At 42.5% G+C, this 15,820-nt stretch carries 12 protein-coding genes; 7 read left to right on the top strand and 5 right to left on the bottom strand.

Annotated features, from left to right (window positions below; genetic code table 11):
- Positions 1 to 131: 131 nt before the first annotated feature.
- Entirely contained in the window at positions 132 to 2,669 is a 2,538-nt protein-coding gene (locus tag AAA938_RS16960) for a M14 family zinc carboxypeptidase (protein ID WP_338229953.1), read from the bottom strand.
- A gap of 247 nt (positions 2,670 to 2,916) precedes the next feature.
- On the opposite strand from AAA938_RS16960, the gene AAA938_RS16955 reads away from it, so the two are divergent.
- The 6 genes from AAA938_RS16955 (at position 2,917) to AAA938_RS16930 (ending at position 11,142) form a co-directional block, all read left to right on the top strand.
- A complete protein-coding gene (locus AAA938_RS16955) occupies positions 2,917 to 5,655 on the top strand; it encodes a LuxR C-terminal-related transcriptional regulator (protein ID WP_338229952.1) in 2,739 nt (912 codons plus the stop codon).
- A gap of 94 nt (positions 5,656 to 5,749) precedes the next feature.
- Positions 5,750 to 6,016, top strand: coding sequence for a hypothetical protein (locus AAA938_RS16950; RefSeq protein ID WP_338229951.1), 267 nt, complete (start codon positions 5,750 to 5,752; stop codon positions 6,014 to 6,016).
- 43 nt (positions 6,017 to 6,059) lie between these two features.
- Positions 6,060 to 7,415, top strand: coding sequence for a metal-dependent hydrolase family protein (locus tag AAA938_RS16945; protein WP_338229950.1), 1,356 nt, complete (start codon positions 6,060 to 6,062; stop codon positions 7,413 to 7,415).
- A gap of 31 nt (positions 7,416 to 7,446) precedes the next feature.
- Complete coding sequence (locus AAA938_RS16940) at positions 7,447 to 8,727, top strand: DcaP family trimeric outer membrane transporter (RefSeq protein ID WP_338229949.1); 1,281 nt, start codon at positions 7,447 to 7,449, stop codon at positions 8,725 to 8,727.
- Between the two features lie 68 nt (positions 8,728 to 8,795).
- Entirely contained in the window at positions 8,796 to 9,515 is a 720-nt protein-coding gene (locus tag AAA938_RS16935) for a hypothetical protein (RefSeq protein WP_338229948.1), read from the top strand.
- A gap of 37 nt (positions 9,516 to 9,552) precedes the next feature.
- A complete protein-coding gene (locus tag AAA938_RS16930) occupies positions 9,553 to 11,142 on the top strand; it encodes a hypothetical protein (RefSeq protein WP_338229947.1) in 1,590 nt (529 codons plus the stop codon).
- Between the two features lie 42 nt (positions 11,143 to 11,184).
- On the opposite strand, the gene AAA938_RS16925 is transcribed toward AAA938_RS16930, so the two are convergent.
- The 4 genes from AAA938_RS16925 to AAA938_RS16910 form a co-directional block, all read right to left on the bottom strand.
- Positions 11,185 to 11,607 (bottom strand): organic hydroperoxide resistance protein, encoded by a 423-nt coding sequence (locus AAA938_RS16925; RefSeq protein WP_338229946.1) that lies wholly within the window; start codon positions 11,605 to 11,607, stop codon positions 11,185 to 11,187.
- Positions 11,608 to 11,961 (bottom strand): MarR family winged helix-turn-helix transcriptional regulator, encoded by a 354-nt coding sequence (locus AAA938_RS16920; protein WP_338229945.1) that lies wholly within the window; start codon positions 11,959 to 11,961, stop codon positions 11,608 to 11,610.
- 181 nt (positions 11,962 to 12,142) lie between these two features.
- A complete protein-coding gene (locus tag AAA938_RS16915; protein ID WP_338229944.1) occupies positions 12,143 to 13,354 on the bottom strand; it encodes a redoxin domain-containing protein in 1,212 nt (403 codons plus the stop codon).
- Between the two features lie 24 nt (positions 13,355 to 13,378).
- Positions 13,379 to 14,686, bottom strand: coding sequence for a Gfo/Idh/MocA family protein (locus tag AAA938_RS16910; RefSeq protein WP_338229943.1), 1,308 nt, complete (start codon positions 14,684 to 14,686; stop codon positions 13,379 to 13,381).
- A gap of 199 nt (positions 14,687 to 14,885) precedes the next feature.
- Between AAA938_RS16910 and AAA938_RS16905 the strand changes: the two genes are divergently transcribed.
- Positions 14,886 to 15,818: a hydrogen peroxide-inducible genes activator gene (locus AAA938_RS16905; RefSeq protein ID WP_338229942.1), complete on the top strand. Its 933-nt coding sequence runs from the start codon at positions 14,886 to 14,888 to the stop codon at positions 15,816 to 15,818.
- Positions 15,819 to 15,820 lie beyond the last annotated feature (2 nt).

Raw genomic sequence — 15,820 nt, 5'->3', positions numbered from 1 at the left:
TTAAAAGATAGACATTTAATATAGGATAAAAAATGCTTTTCATTTTTTGGAAATTACCTGTATAAAAAGAAAAAACCAGTCATTCTAATTTGAATGACTGGATTTCCTTGTCAATGAACTTGGGTTTGGTTTTACTGCCCTACCAAGAAAATCGCATTGCTGAGAATCAGCTTGCCGCTTTCCCAGAAGCCTCGGAAAATTGGGTTATCCACAAAGTAAATGACCTGTCCCCGACCTTGACGCTCCGCTCCGATGACGACTGACTCACCCATTTGTGATTTGATTTTGTATCCGATATAGCCTGTTCTATACGAGTCGTTTCCAGCAATAATCCCTGCATTGACTCCGCCACTCAGGTATGCAAATCGGTTGGAGTTGTTTTTCAGGGTGTAAAACTTCCCTCCGGTTCCGTAGCCCAAGGGATGGGTTTCGTCCATTTTGATTTCATAGATCGCACCGGCTGTACCCCCTGAGATGTCAAGTCGCTCTCCTTCAGTATAAGGCTCAAGTCGCTCTTCTTTCGCGATTTCTTGGGATGTTTTTTCAGCGGCCTTCTTTTCCTCATCCGTATCGTAGGTCTTCAGCTTGAAGCCTTCCTTGTTGGCAAAAAGGTTTACCGCAGCGTCAATTGCGATTACTTTTCCTCCCGCTTTAACCCAATCCATCAATTTGGTTTGTGCATTGCCATTCAGGGCAGAGCCAAATACGGAAGGAAGAATGATCACATCGTATTTGCTGAGATCATAGGATCCGAAATTAGCAGCATCCAGATTGACCAATGGATAGTCCAGCTCTTTTTCGAAGAAGTGCCATACCTCTCCATAATTCAGTGAAGAAGTGCCCTGACCGCCCACTAAGGCTACTTTTGGAGCTTGAATCACCCGAATATTGGGAGAGCCAAAGTCTTTTCCTTTGTCCACATATCCGGTTTGGGTAGTAGCTAAAGTCACTCCGAATTGGTTCGCAGTTTCCACTACTTTTTGGTCAAAATTGCCCAAATACTCGTTGCCGCCCTTCGTGATAATCAAGGTGCCGGCAGGGAAGCTTTTGCCCTCTACCGTGAAAGGGTACTCAGCATATCGAACTCTGATTTTCTGATTAAGCAAAGCTGCCAAGTACGCTGCATCACGGGTTCCTTCCCACTTGGCGAGATAGGCCACAGGAGTTGCTCCAGTTTTATTTGGAGTGAAAGTAGGTTTTTCGTATTGATGACCTGCAGCATCAATTCGTGATTCTAAAGCATAGGCTTGTAATCCATAAGCATACGGCATAGCCCAGCTGGTGATGTCATACGTGATGGAGTCGTTTAGGACCGGATTTGGCTCGAAAAGGACTTGAGCCAAGACTCCTTTCGGCTGATAAGCGTTGATAATGATGTCCTTATCTGTGGTGGAAAATGCAACTCCAGTCTTTCCACTTTGGTACTCGTATCCTTTCAAACCTGCGCGGGAACCGGCTTTTCCATAGCGAATTCCATTTTTATCCATCAATTCAAGCAGTTTGGCTAGCTGTGCTGGGTTGCTTTCTCCTTTGATTACAAAGGATTTGTATTTGCCTTTAGGGTTGCTGGAGTTGGTTTTGAAATAGGTGGCAAACTCATCTACCAGTCTTTTGGCGTTTTGGCTGGTCACTTCTACTGCCGAAATCGCAGCGGTGTAGTGTCCGGCGATTCGTCCGCTTAGCGTCACGGTGTCTCCGATCGAATTGTACACTCCGATGCCGGCACGGCCGCTACCGCCCTGCTCAATGGTCATGCCGATGGCGCCGTTGTACATCGGATATGAGTCACCATAGGAGGGATAGAGAATGTCAAATCGCTCTTTGGTAAAATAGAATTTGCCTGCCTCGTCAAAATATTTAGCGGTATTTCTGCCAAAAATATCCTGAAACTCATGCTGGAATGGAGTCAGCTGCTCATGCAAAGGCTCGGCAGCCGGAGCCATGTAAAATGGATTGTCTACCCCTTGCTCGTGGAAATCCAAGTGCAACTGAGGCATCCATTGCTGATAAAGCTTCAATCGCTGCTGAGACTCCACCTGCACTTGCCAAGCCCAATCCCGGTTGAGGTCAAAAAGGTAGTGATTGGCTCTTCCGCCTGGCCAAGGCTCGTTGTGCTCCATGGATTGAGGGTCTGGCTGGAGGCGGGTATTCATCTTTTGGTTGTACCACATCGCATAGCGGTCCCTACCGTCAGGGTTGATACAAGGATCGAGAATGACCACTTGATTTTTCAGCCATTCCTGAGATTTGGCATTGTTTGGATCAGCGAGTGTGTAAAAAGTAGAAATCGCCGCTTCCATGCCCACGGACTCATTTCCGTGCACGTTGAAAGACATCCAGTTGATGGGGACTTCAGTGCTCGGAGAGCCTTCCATCAAGCCGGTCCGCTTGAGGTTGTCGGTGCGGATTTGCTCTAGACTGGCCATGTTTTCCGGGCTGGAAAGAATCGCCACGAAAAGCGGACGTTTTTCATTGGTCTCTCCGTATTGGATGATTTTGATATTGGGATTTTGGGAAGCCACATACTCAAAATAATCCACCATCCGGTGATGAGGAGTAAATCGGTCTCCGGGCTTGTAGCCAAGGAATTGCTCAGGGGTTTTTAGCTGAGCCAAAGTTGAAAATGTAGTGAATAAGCCTAAGGCCAGAATGAGTAAATTCTTTTTCATAGGGAAAGATTGGATTTGGCGGGAAGTTAAGTGGTTTTGATTTTTGGACTGATACCGACTAGGGAAAAGTTGATTATCAATCTCTTTTTACAAGTTGTAATTGCAGAAATATCATCTAAGAAACAGGTCGTTTCAAATAAAACAACCCGTAAAACCAAGTCTTTAAATATTGAATGAGGTGGATATTTTTGTATTTTGACTAGGAATACAAATGACCTGAAATCAGGACAAATTATTTATTCTTTAAATGGAAAAGTCAGTTGAGAATAATTTTTCAAACAAGAAAAAAGAGGCTGGAGAGTTCGTAATCATCAAATCCAAATTAGTAAAACCTAAGGTTAGGGATCAATTTGTTGTTCGAGACACATTGATCGAATATTTGGAAACTAATCTTAAGCATCCTCTAACTTTGGTCTCTGCAGCTACTGGTTTTGGTAAAAGTATCCTAATAAGCCAATGGCTTGACATTTACTCACACCGGTATGGATGGTTTTCTTTAGATCAGGAGCACAATGACGTAGGGGTATTCTTAAATTATTTTGTAACTCTTATAAGAGGGTCCTTTCCCGGTAAAAAATTTAAAACCGAGTATCTTCAAAATAACCCTGGAAATTTGACTGCCAATGTGATCTTTTCTTCAATGATAAATGATCTTGACCAGTTGGATGGTTCATATGTTCTTGTTTTGGATGATTATCACTCCATCGTAAATGAAGAAGTCCATGAGATTTTGAACGGCTTATTAAAATATCCTTCAGAAAATCTGCATCTGGTTATCATCTGTCAAAAAGATCCGCCTTTAAAACTTACCAAGTTAAGAGCTCAGTTTAGAATGAATGAGCTGAGAATGAAAGACCTGGTATTTACCAAGACAGAATCACTGGCACTTGCCAAATCAATCTCTTCTAATTTGGAGCGTGAAGCTATACTAAAACTCGCCCAGCAGGCAGATGGATGGGTGACAGGGCTTACAGCAGGGATCTTGGGATTAGCTAGGGGGATTCAATTAACTAAAGTCATTGAATCGCTAAATAAGCCCAATTCTATCATTTCAGAATTATTTAATGAAGTCATTTTACAAGACTTGGGTAAAGTCCAGCTAAAGTATCTTGCTCTTTCTTGTTTGCCTGAAAGGTTTTCTCAAGGACTTTTAGAATACTTGATAGAGTCTGCTCAAGATTCAGAATTGAAAAGTCTGAATGTGAGAGAGTTTATGATACAGTCTAAGCGAAGAAATTTGTTTTTAATCTCTTTGGATGATGAAGATACTTGGTTTAGATATCATCATTTTTTCCAAAGTGAAATAAGAAGGAAGGTAAAAACTTGCTTTTCCGAAACAGAAGTATCCGAATTATATGTGGCTATCAGCAAATGGTTTGAGGGCGAAGGTGTGCTTGAAGAAGCATTGGATTATGCCATCAAATCCAAAAATATGGATTTTGCAGTCGAGCTTTTTTTAAGATATCGGCTTCATCTCATAAATAATGAGCACAACCTTAGGCTTGACCGGTTGACAGGAAAATTTGAGGAAGAAACGATTTTGAATCATCTGGAATTGATCATTACCAAAGCGATGATGCAGGATCAGAAGGCTAATTTTTCTGGAATGGTTTACTACCTTAAAAAAGCAGAAGATTGGATTGCTAAGAATTCCATAAGCCAAAACCAAGGTCAAAGTCAGATTATTGGGGAGTACCATTCAGTATTTACCTTTTTATTAACCATTCAAGGAGAATTCAATCAGGCTCTTTTCCATGGGAAAAAGTGTTTAGAACTTCTTTCTCCGGATGAACCAAATTTTTTTAGGGAGTATGCCATAGGGTGGTATGCATTTGCGCAGCAAGCCACGGGAAATGCAAAAGAAGGCTTGAGGAGAATTGAACTTGAGTTTGAAAAGAAAGGAATATTGGAGCCCTATTTTCAGAGAAGGCTTTATCAAGGAAGGTGCATGGTTCATCTTTTGGAAAGACAGATATCCCAATTAGCTATCGATGGGGAAGCCTTGGTAAAAAAGAGTTCACCGGAACAGTTTAGGGATGTTTGGATAATCGGAGTTTATTCCCTGACTTATGCATCTTATTTGTCTAATCAACTTGAAAACGTAAATAGGTTCCAAGAAGAAGTCAGACTGTTTAAATATACCTGCAGACCTTTTTGGATAACTCATCAGCTGTTTTTGGAGTGCTTGACAGAATTGGCCATCGGCAATTGGGAAAAAGTTGAACAGAATCTTGAAGGATTCGAAGAATTTGCCAAAGAGCTTACTATTGAACCTCTGACAGGCCTTGTTTATGCTTTCAAAACTGAGGTCCTCCTTCGGAGAGGAGAACTAGATCAAGCCAAAGAGGTAGCTAAACTTTCTGAATTCAATGCTTATCCTCCGGTATTTTTCTATTATATCCCTCAATTAACCGAGGTAAAGCTTTTATTATCAACCCATCAGGAAGATTTTGGATTCCAAAAACTTGAGATCTTGACCGAAATGGGAAAAGAACGACACAATAAAAATTTATTGGTCCAGGCTAAGTTGCTCAAAGCGGTTCATTTTGAACGTGGGGGAAATTTTGGAGAGGCTATTAAGGAGTTAGAGGGAGTTTTGGATTTAGTACAAGTTGAAGAACACACTCGAATTTTTCTGGATGCTGGACTTGAGATTGACGGTTTGATTTCTTTTTTACCAAAGATTCACTCTCAGAAAAACAGATTGATGGAATTATTCCAATTCATCAAAAGAAAAGGCACTTCTATTCACTCAAAAAGCAATGGTTTTGGGCCAAAAACAAAGCAGGTTTTATCGGTTCGTGAACTTGAAATTATGGATTTGGTCGTTCAAGGATATCGAAATAATGAAATTGCCGATAAACTTTATATATCTCTGGATACAGTGAAAAAACATTTATATCGCATTTTTCAAAAATTGCGGGTAAACAATAGAGTTGGGGCTATTAAGAAAATGAAAGACCTGAATCAAACGGGCAAAGACTAGCTAGACTGGAGATACCTTTTCCACTTTTTGATTCCTAAAATGTCCACTTTAGTGGCTATTTATCCATTTTTTAGCCCCCTACCTTTATATGGATATGGCTAATGAAACTTCTATCCCCAAATTTTCCTATCCGGGCCTGTATTCTATTCGGGTGAGTGGAAAAATTCAAAAGGATCTTTTGGAATATTTCCAAGGAATTGAAAAATCTGTAGTTGAGGTGAATGATACTGGTAATTCAATAACCCACTTGGCCATCAATATCCGTGATCAAGCAGAACTGATAGGGCTGCTCAATATGCTCTATGAGTGGCAGCATGTCCTTATTTCAGTAAAACTGGGAGAAAATTATTCGACTGTTTAAAATATCCATGCATTAAGATTTAACCAATCAAATTCCAAAAACTATGAGACCATTTAAAATCAAACTCTTGACTATGGGATTGGCCCTACTAGGGATAGTAGGTCTAATTGCCCCTTCCTTTGCGCAGCAAGCTCCCCCTAGCACTGTGCTTTTTACCAATGCCACTATTTTTGACGGTCAAAATGAAACATTGGCCCAAGGCATGAGCGTGCTGGTAGAGGGAAACAAGATTTCCAAGATTGCCAAATCCATTCCTGTTCCTCAAGGAGCCACAGTCATAGATGCCAATGGCAAAACACTGATGCCGGGGCTGATTGATGCACATTGGCACACCATGTTCAATTTTGCTCCCGTGAGTACCATTCTAGGTATCGACAACGGTTTGTTAAATATCCTTGCCGCAGACGCCTCTCATAAGACACTCATGCGTGGATTTACCACCGTCCGAGACGTAGGTGGGAACAGTTTTGCAGTGAAACACTCCATTGATATGGGAGTCACTAACGGGCCGCGTATTTATCCTTCTGGCGGATATATCAGCCAGACTGCAGGCCATGGCGACTTCCGTGGTCCAAATGACGTCCCAGCTACCTTCGGAGGAGAGCTGGACTATCAGCAACGAGTAGGTAACACGCTCATTGCCAACGGTGTACCTGAAGTAATCCAACGCACACGGGAGGTGTTGCGCATGGGTGCCAGCCAGGTGAAGGCTATGGGCGGAGGAGGAGTTTCGTCCTTGTATGACCCACTGGACGTGACCGAATATACGTTTGAGGAGGCCAAGGCGATAGTTGATATTGCCAAGTCTTGGAATACGTATGTCGCTGTTCACATCAATACAAAAGATGCCATGAAAATGTGGATTGAGGCAGGTGCAAAGTCTATGGAGCACGGTTTCTTTATAGATGATGAAGTAGCTCAACTAATGGCTGAAAACGGTGTCTGGTGGAGTATGGAGCCCATGCAAGCCGAGGGCCCAATAGCATTCCATTTTGAAAGCCCGATAAGCACGGCCAAATACGCCGATCTCGTTAAAGGACTTGATCAAGCTGTCGCCAGCGCAAAAAAGTTCAAAGTAAAAACCGCCTTTGGTACCGATGTTCTGTTTGATCCCGAATTGGGTAAGAAGCAAGGTATGTTCCTTGTAGCCATGCAGAAGTGGTACACACCTTTTGAAACGTTGAAAATGGCAACCGCGGACAATGCGGAATTGCTCAAGCTAAGCGGACCTCGCAACCCTTACCCTGGTGATTTAGGCGTGGTAAAAGAAGGCGCCCTTGCCGACTTGCTTTTAGTAGACGGTAATCCTTTAAAGAATCTCGAATTGGTTGCTGATCCCGACAAAAACTTCGTAGTTATCATGAAGGATGGGAAGATTTATAAGAATAATTTGAAATAGGGCTAATCATTATCCTAATACCATGTGTTTCATGGAAATCATAAAAAAAACAATTGTTTCCACTTTGATCTTTGGGTTAGGCCTTTCTAGTATTGGTCTAGCCCAAAGCGAGGATAGGACCGATAGTATAAGGAAAGACTCTTTGAATCTGATCAAGAAAATCGTTCCGGAGGGAGACAGAAAAGAGAATAACTTACTCAATACAGGGACTGATTTGATTGATGAGTCATTTGTAGGTTCATGGCCAATGTTTGGCACGGACCTCAGAATGAAAGTTGGAGGTTATTTCAAAGCCGATTTTGTAGGAGATTTTAACGGGACCTTGGATAATTCTCAATTTCTGATGTCCACTATTCCGGTAGAAGGACAGCCAGAATATGGGAACTCAGGATACGTAAATTTCTTTGCAAAAGAATCCAGATTCAACATTGATGTACGGAGAATTGAGCAAGGGAAAGTTCCGCTCAAACTATTTATTGAAGGAGATTTTTTTAATGATGAAACCCGTTTCAGGCTACGACATGCCTATATGGTAGTTGGGAATTTTATTTTTGGACAAACCTGGACTACTCTTTCGTTTTTAGAGGCCATGCCTAATATGATTGATTTTGCCGCCGGTGACGCCTTATATGGTGGTCGTACCGTCCAGGTGAGATATCAAAAAAAGGTGAATGAAAAAATCCTTCTTGCAGTTGGTTTGGAACAGCTCAGTTTCCTTGGAATAGAAAATCCAGATGAACTTGTCGGTAAGGCAATCCGGAAAATGCCACTTCTGGCCTTGCGAATGGATTATAGCTGGAAAACGGGGATTTTATTTATGGGTGGAAGTGTAGCCCAGCTGGCTTGGGATGGAGGATTAAATGGGATTAGCCCAAATGCATTGCAGATTAATGGAGCTATTGCAGGTAGACAATATTACAGTGGTAAAAGGGGATATTTCACCTTTGGAATGTCTTATGGTCAAGGAGCTGGAGAAAATATCATTGCTTTTGCAGGAAGTAATGCCAATGCAGTTTTAAGTGCTAACGGTCTGAAAACCATCCCTGCCTTATCCTCAAGTTTGGGGCTGAATTTTAAATGGACTGATCAATGGGCCTCCAATATTCATTACGCCTATGGATGGTTAGAAACTCCAGCTGATAGGGATCCATTTGCCTTGAAAAGGGGAGGTATAGGGCACTTAAATCTTATATATAACCCGATTAAACGTATTTCAACAGGCTTAGAATATATCTGGGGTGCACAACGGACTACCAATGACTCTTTTGGGCGGGCTTCTCGGTTGCAATTCATGACCAAATTTGAATTCTAAGCATCATGAGAAGGAGCAAATTGACGAGATGCTTCCAATTATTTGTGGTGCTTTTGTTATTTCAAAGCTTGGCAAACGATGTTAGTGCCCAGCAATTCAATACAGATAATTTCCTGACCATGCCACATGGTACGGGTACTTTTGTGATTTCCACTGGTCAGAGAAGTACCAATCTGATCAGCTCCTTTGCACTTGTTCCTAGATTTGAATTTTTTGTTCAGGGGAATTTATTTCGAGACTACCGTATTGAAAACTACGTCCAGCATTTTACTACCACCGTGTACGCCAAATACATGTTCTGGGCAAATGAGGAAAATAACGGAGGAGGAGCTGTATTCTTTGGGTTTGGAAGATCACCAGGATATTATCAAGATACTCAGTTTACACAACTCCATAAGAACGTTTGGACTGCCATCCCTATTACCATTCCCTTACTGAATAATGCCATTTCATGGGATATCATGCCGGGGGCTTTGGTGGATTTCAATGCAAAGGACCGAAATGAATCTGCATGGGGATTTACTTGGTCTTCTCGTTTGGCTATTTATAAGGTCATTCCTAAAACAGCCATCGTTGCAGAGGTGTACGGTACACAAGGTCAGGCTCAATCGCCTGCAGAATATAAGATAGGACTACGGTACGAACCCAATGATTTCATAGTCCCGGCCATTTCCTACAGTTCCCAATTTAAGGGGGCATACGGGGCTGGTCTTGAGATAGGAATTGTGATTTTCACTCCTCAATTCCTGAGGAAAGACTTCATAAAGAATAACCACATAATCTACTAATCAAACCGCTTTTTCTTATCAATAAAAGAATTCTGCCATGAAAAGATTAATTACCACACTTTCACTTACTGGAATTCTCGGGCTAAGTTTTGCCCAAAGTTCAATTCCCGTAAATAGCAACTACCTTATAGCTAGAGGGATTTCACCCAAAATCCTAGATGCTGCCCTGAGTGCCACCCTGCAGGAGGGTGCATATGCCCAAAACACAGTAGCCAAGAGGATTAAAAATGGACAAGCAGATTCTGTTCAATTTATTCTGAATTATGATCCAAACTTCAAGGAGGGATTGGATATCCAAATAGAATACAATCCGGACTCCCTTCGAATAATTAAGGAGAAAGAACTGGTCAAGGCTGTGGAGGAAATGCATTCTTTTAGCCGCTTGTCCAAGTCCTATTTGTATGATGAAAGTACTTTGACATTAGTCAGTCAGGATGGCTCCAATGTAGTGCTCTCTTTTCTATATGATGCATCCAAATTGGAACCAGAATTAAAATTTGGGAAAAAAGTAAAAGGTCTAATTTATCTAGTCGGGGATGAATTGGAAAAGGTGGAATTAGTAAATACCGAGCCTCTAAAATTTATGGGGCACAAAGTTGAATCGGGTGTTTTCAAGAGTACAATTTATTTTCAAAAAATCCCTGAAAACGGAGGTTATATCGTAAAGTCTTCAGATGAGAGGTATGAGTATCAATCTAAGAAAGAAACCATTAAATCTGAAATTTTTACAGAAACCACCTCCTATAAGGACAAAAATGGATTGCCTATTTCCTGGACTAATCAACCTGACCAAATTAGCTTGGGCAGCAAATCAGTCACTGTATCAGGAAGTCTTGGCGGGGCTTTGCCAATTTTTGGTAAAGGAGCAAGAAAATTAGGTTACCATTTGCCTAGGCCAGTTGGGATTAGTTTGCTCAACCATCAGCAATTCCAAACTCTTCAGTTTACCGATTTATCCGTTGGGCTCAATGGGGGCGAAAAGGTTTCTTTAAACAATTTATTTTCCTTAGAGGAGTCTACAGTTCCTCAGACGACTAAAATTGAAATGGTTCGGGGAGATGTTTGGCTTTTTCCTTTCCTTAATTTCTCTGGAATGGTAGGAAGAGGGCGGAACAATTTAGATGGACAGCTTTTCTTATCAGATGAATTTAAAAGTGCTTTAGAAAAATTAGGGTTTTTGGTAGGGCTGAAACCGGATGATGTGCCTGATTACCTCCCCTTGGTGTCCGAACTCACTGCCTTGAGCTATGGTGGAGGGGTCACTTTAGCAGGAGGTGTAGGAAACTTCAATTTCACATTTAATTATCAGATTGTTGCATCATCAGTGCTTGAAGCCAACACTACGAAGCTCGCACAGGTATTCATGCCTACCATAGGATATATGACCCCTTTCGGATTGAATATCATGCTTGGAGCTCAAGGACAATATTACGAGACGGTTACTCGGGGGTTTCTTCAATTATCCCCTGAAACCAAACTCGATTATGAAGTGAACTTTGAACCCATTCGATGGAATGTAATGACGGGACTTTATATGCCATTGTCTAATCATTTTGACCTGGCAATACAAGGAGGATTCGGACAAAGGCGCTCAATGACAGCAGTATTGGGGTATCGATTTTTCTAAAATAGTAGAATTAGAAAAGGTGTCCTTAAAGACACCTTCTTTTTATTCTACCGCCTTTACTCTTACCACCATACTTCCTCTGGTGGCTTTGGAATAAGGGCAAACTTGATGAGCGGCTTCGACCAATTGTTGTGCTTCTTCAAGCGATGCGGCATGGGGGATTTTTACTTCAATGTCCACTTCAAGTCCGTAGCTGTCTGGGCCATAATGTCCCAAATGGACTAGCGCTTTGATTTCCGAATCTCGCAGGCTGGTTTTTTTGGCAACTGCTCCCAAAGCTCCTCCAAAACAGGCAGCATAGGCCGCTGCAAAAAGCTGTTCAGGATTGGTTTTCTCTCCATCACCTCCGATCTCTTTGGGCATAGAGACTTCCATATCGATTTTTCCATCGTCAGTTCTGACATGGCCTTTTCTTCCTCCTGTGTTAAAAGCTACAGCAGTGTAGTCTACAATTAACTTTTCCATTTACTCTTTTAGTGTTTTTAGGTTTTTTAAAAGATCATCCACCAAGGGCAATAGTGGTGCGTTTTTCTTTTCCCAAAGTGGATTCAATTCCTCTTCCAACTTCAATAGTGCGTCCTTTGTTCGGGATTGAAGTGATTTTCCGGGATAGGTCAGGTGAACTTCCACCGTTCTTTCGTCGGTTTCACCTCGTTTTCTCTTGACAAGATTTTGAGATTCAAGCTTTTTAAGCAAAGGGGTAAGTGTACCTGAATCGAGTTCTAGCTTGTGGCCTAATTGGTGAACTAAAAGTCCATCTTCTTCCCACAGGATAGATAAGACCAAAAATTGTGGATAAGTCAGACCAAATTCATTCAAACTGGATTGAATTTGTTGTATTAGAAGCCTGGAGGCGCTATAAAGGCCTTGGGAAAGCTGGATATATGAGAATTCTGAATTTGCCATAAAATGAAAAATAGGATTGAATACAATCTACTTGTTTTCAATCCTGATTCCAATAATTTTTCTGGCGAATCAATCCGATTTCCCAAATCCGAAATCAATAGTATCTTCCAATCATCGGATGATCTACAATCGCCCGCTTCATTTCCAAAGGATCAATGGTGCCAGGGACCCGATAGGCTACATTCCCTCCGGGTTCGATCAACAAAGTGATGGGAAGACTTCCGTTCCAATCTTTTCCTAAGACATTGATGACCTCATATTTGTCCTCAGTATCCATTAGGTAATTGGGAAGAACGGAATATTTGGATTTGAGGAATTTCAAGGCTTTGTCTTCCTGATCCGGTGAGTCCATACTCACAGACACAAACTGAAAGTCCCTTGCGCCATACATTCTTTGCATAGTGACAAATTCGGGATATTCAATTATGCAAGGTCCACACCAAGTCGCCCAGAAGTTGACTAAAAGCAATTTATCGGTATCGTTTTTCAACAAATCAGCCAATCCGGTCGGGCTGAGTTTTTCCAAGGTGACCTCTCGCTTTTGCCAATCCTCATTGGTTTTTATCGTGTATTCATTCTTCCAAGCCCACTTGATCGAGCAGCCAAAGGCAGGGGTTTGAGCAGATTCGGCCTGTAAAGCTTCTCCCTTTAGCGTAGCTTCGATGGCAGCTCGCAAATCCTCTGAGTTTCCTGTTCCCGGTTTTTCTTTGGCGTCGATTCGGCCAGAGTAGGTCAGTTTTCTTTCCTTGTCAAAGACAAAAACGTGGGGTGTGGCTGTTGGTCCATAGGCTGTGGAAAACTCATGTGTGTCTCCGTCATAGAGGTAAGGAAAATTATATCCCTTGGTCTCTGCACGGATTTTCATCTCCTCATAATAGTCGCTTAGGTCCGTGTAGCCCAACTCTTCCGGTAAGATGGCGATGGGGCTGTTTGGGGAAATGGCTACAAAGGAAACCGACTTTTCTCCATAGTCATTGACCAATTGAATAAACCGGTCTTCGTAGGCCTGTGCTGTGGGACAATGGTTACAGGTGAAATTGACCACCAATACTTCCTTTTCGGCAAAGTCATCCAATTGATGAAATCGTCCATCAATGTCCGGAAGATTGAATGGTGGAGCAGTATCTCCAATCTTCAAAACACCAATTTCCTTTTCCTGAACAGCGACGGGATTTGCTGTAAAACTCCTGATGGTTTGCTCTTCCAATTCAGAGTTATCCACATTAGGTTTACTGCAAAATGTGAGCAATCCTAATGTGGATAAGTATACAAAGGAAAGGGGTAATCTATTTAAAATAAGCTTCATAGGGCATTGGGTATGGGTAGGAATCTAGGTAAGGTTGTATCCGTTTTGGTATACGTAGTGCAGTTTGGAATTGGCTTCCCAGTCATTGTGGAAAACTTGCTGAATCGGATCCCATTTTAGGCTTCTACCCAAGTCCTGGGTGATATTTCCAATTGTGCAACTCGTACAGGTGCTATGTCCTACTTCTACCGGAACGATCGGGTCTTTTCGCTTGCGTATACAATCAATGAAGTCCACATGATGGGCTCCAAAGCTGAAGTTTTCAGGCTCTTTGCCCAATTGCAGCTCCTCAATGGATGTATCATAACTTCCTCTTGAAACTTTGATCCACCCCTTTTCTCCAAAGAATTTCACTCCCTGTCTTCCTTCATCAAATTTGGTGATCAGCATCTCCACCCCGTTGGCAAACTTGTAGGTCAAAGATGAATCTCCCGAAGCAGGAATGATTTCCACAGGTCCATTTCGGTCCATGCCTAATCCCCACTGGGCCACATCGATCATATGGGCTCCCCAGTCAGTCATCAAACCTCCCCCTGTTTCCTTGTACCATCTCCAGCCGGCCCAGGCTTTTTCGTTTTGCTCTGGGTTGATTGAAATTCCCGGATTGAGTTCCTCATTGAAAGGCAAACTTGGAATCGGTCCCAGCCATTTTTCCCAATTTAAGCCATCCGGAATAGGCTGAGCGGGGTGGTTGTATGGTTTGGGGAAGGGATTGTCGCCCACATGGACCAAGACCTGAGAAATTTTCCCAAGCTTTTCTCTTTGCACATGCATTGCCGCTGTTTGAAAATTGACAGCAGCTCTTTGCATGGATCCGACTGCTAATACCACTCCGTTTTGACGCACTGCTTTTACGAGTTCCTGACCTTCTTTGACTGTAAATGTCAAAGGCTTCTCTAGGTAGATATCCTTTTTGGCCTTGCAGGCATCTATTGCCATCAGTGCATGCCAATGGTCAGGGGAAGCGATGACCACGGCATCTACTTCTTCGTTTTGAAGTAGCTCGCGGTAGTCTTCATATAGCTTGGGTGCTGCAGGGGATTTGGCTGCCTCACTTAAGTTTTTTTGTACCCGTAGTGCAAATCGTTCTCGTTTGACCGCATATACATCTGCTCCTGCGACCACTTCCACTCCGGGTATTCGCATGAAATTGTTCAATAATCCCAGGGACTGCCTTCCCAAGCCAATGAATCCCAGCCTCACCCTTTCATGGGCTGTTTGGAAAAGTGGGGTAGCGGAAGCAAATGAAAGGCCCGGTATCAAACTGGCCCCTGCAGTGGTCAAAAGACTGGCGCCGAGGAATTTTCTTCTGGAGAATTTTGAATTGTTCATAAGAGCTATTTTGGATTTGTTTTTTCTAATCAGGGAGAAATAAATTACTGTTTTTCTGCGGTTAAGGAAAATTACCTTTCCCCATTTTGATAAGCGTCCTGTACTTGAAGTTAAATGGATGTCTGTGCAGGCTTTATGGGCTGGGACCGAACTCTTTTCGATTCTTTTTACTTTCTTGTGATAGAAAATTTCTATCAAAATGACGATCCAACAGCTCGAGTACCTGATTGCAGTAGATAAGTTCAGACATTTTGGACAAGCGGCGGAGTCTTGCTTTGTCACCCAGCCTACATTAAGTGCTCAATTGAGCAAATTGGAGAAGGAGCTGGAAGTTATTCTTTTTGATCGGAGCAAAATGCCCGTCATTCCTACCGAAATCGGCGTACAGATAATCGCTCAAGCCAAGCGGGTGGTCTCAGAAAGTAAAGGGATCTATGAATTGGTCGCCCAGCTTAAGGGGGACATCTCAGGCACGATCAAACTCGGCATTATTCCCACTTTGGCACCTTACCTGTTGCATCTTTTTATCCGGAAGTTTTTGGAAAAATATCCGAACGTAAAGCTGGAAGTACAGGAAATGGTCACGGAGGAAGTCATTCGGCATTTGAAAAATGATGAATTGGATCTTGGGATTGTGGTGACCCCATTGGATGAGCCCGGGATTTTGGAAAAGCCCATGTTCTATGAAAAGTTCTACGCTTACTTTTCCAAAAATCATCCGCTGCTCCAGAAGAAAACGGTTCGTCCGGAAGAGTTGAAGTCAAATGAACTCTGGATTCTTCAGCAAGGTCATTGCTTCCGGGATCAGGTGGTCAGTTTTTGTGATCAGTCCATGGCCGGACACTCTAATTTCCACTATGAAAGCGGTTCTTTGGAAGGACTTAGGAATATGGTCAATCGCTATCAGGGAGTGACTCTCTTGCCCGAGCTGGCTACTTTGGAACTAAGTGAGGAAGAGAAAAGCCGACTTCGCTCATTTGAGGGACAGGCTCCCATCCGGGAGGTGAGTATCATTCTCAATAGAAGTTTTCTGAAGCAAAAACTGGTCGAACTTCTGTTCCGGGAAATTACCGAAGCCATTCCTTTTGCCATGACGTCTAAGGCCCATGGGAAGATCGTAAGATTCAAATAGTG

This window comes from Algoriphagus taiwanensis (genome assembly GCF_036245645.1).
GTDB lineage: Bacteria > Bacteroidota > Bacteroidia > Cytophagales > Cyclobacteriaceae > Algoriphagus > Algoriphagus taiwanensis.
The sequence above is the reverse complement of the archived record's forward strand: the minus strand, read 5'-3'. Positions and strand labels throughout refer to the sequence as shown.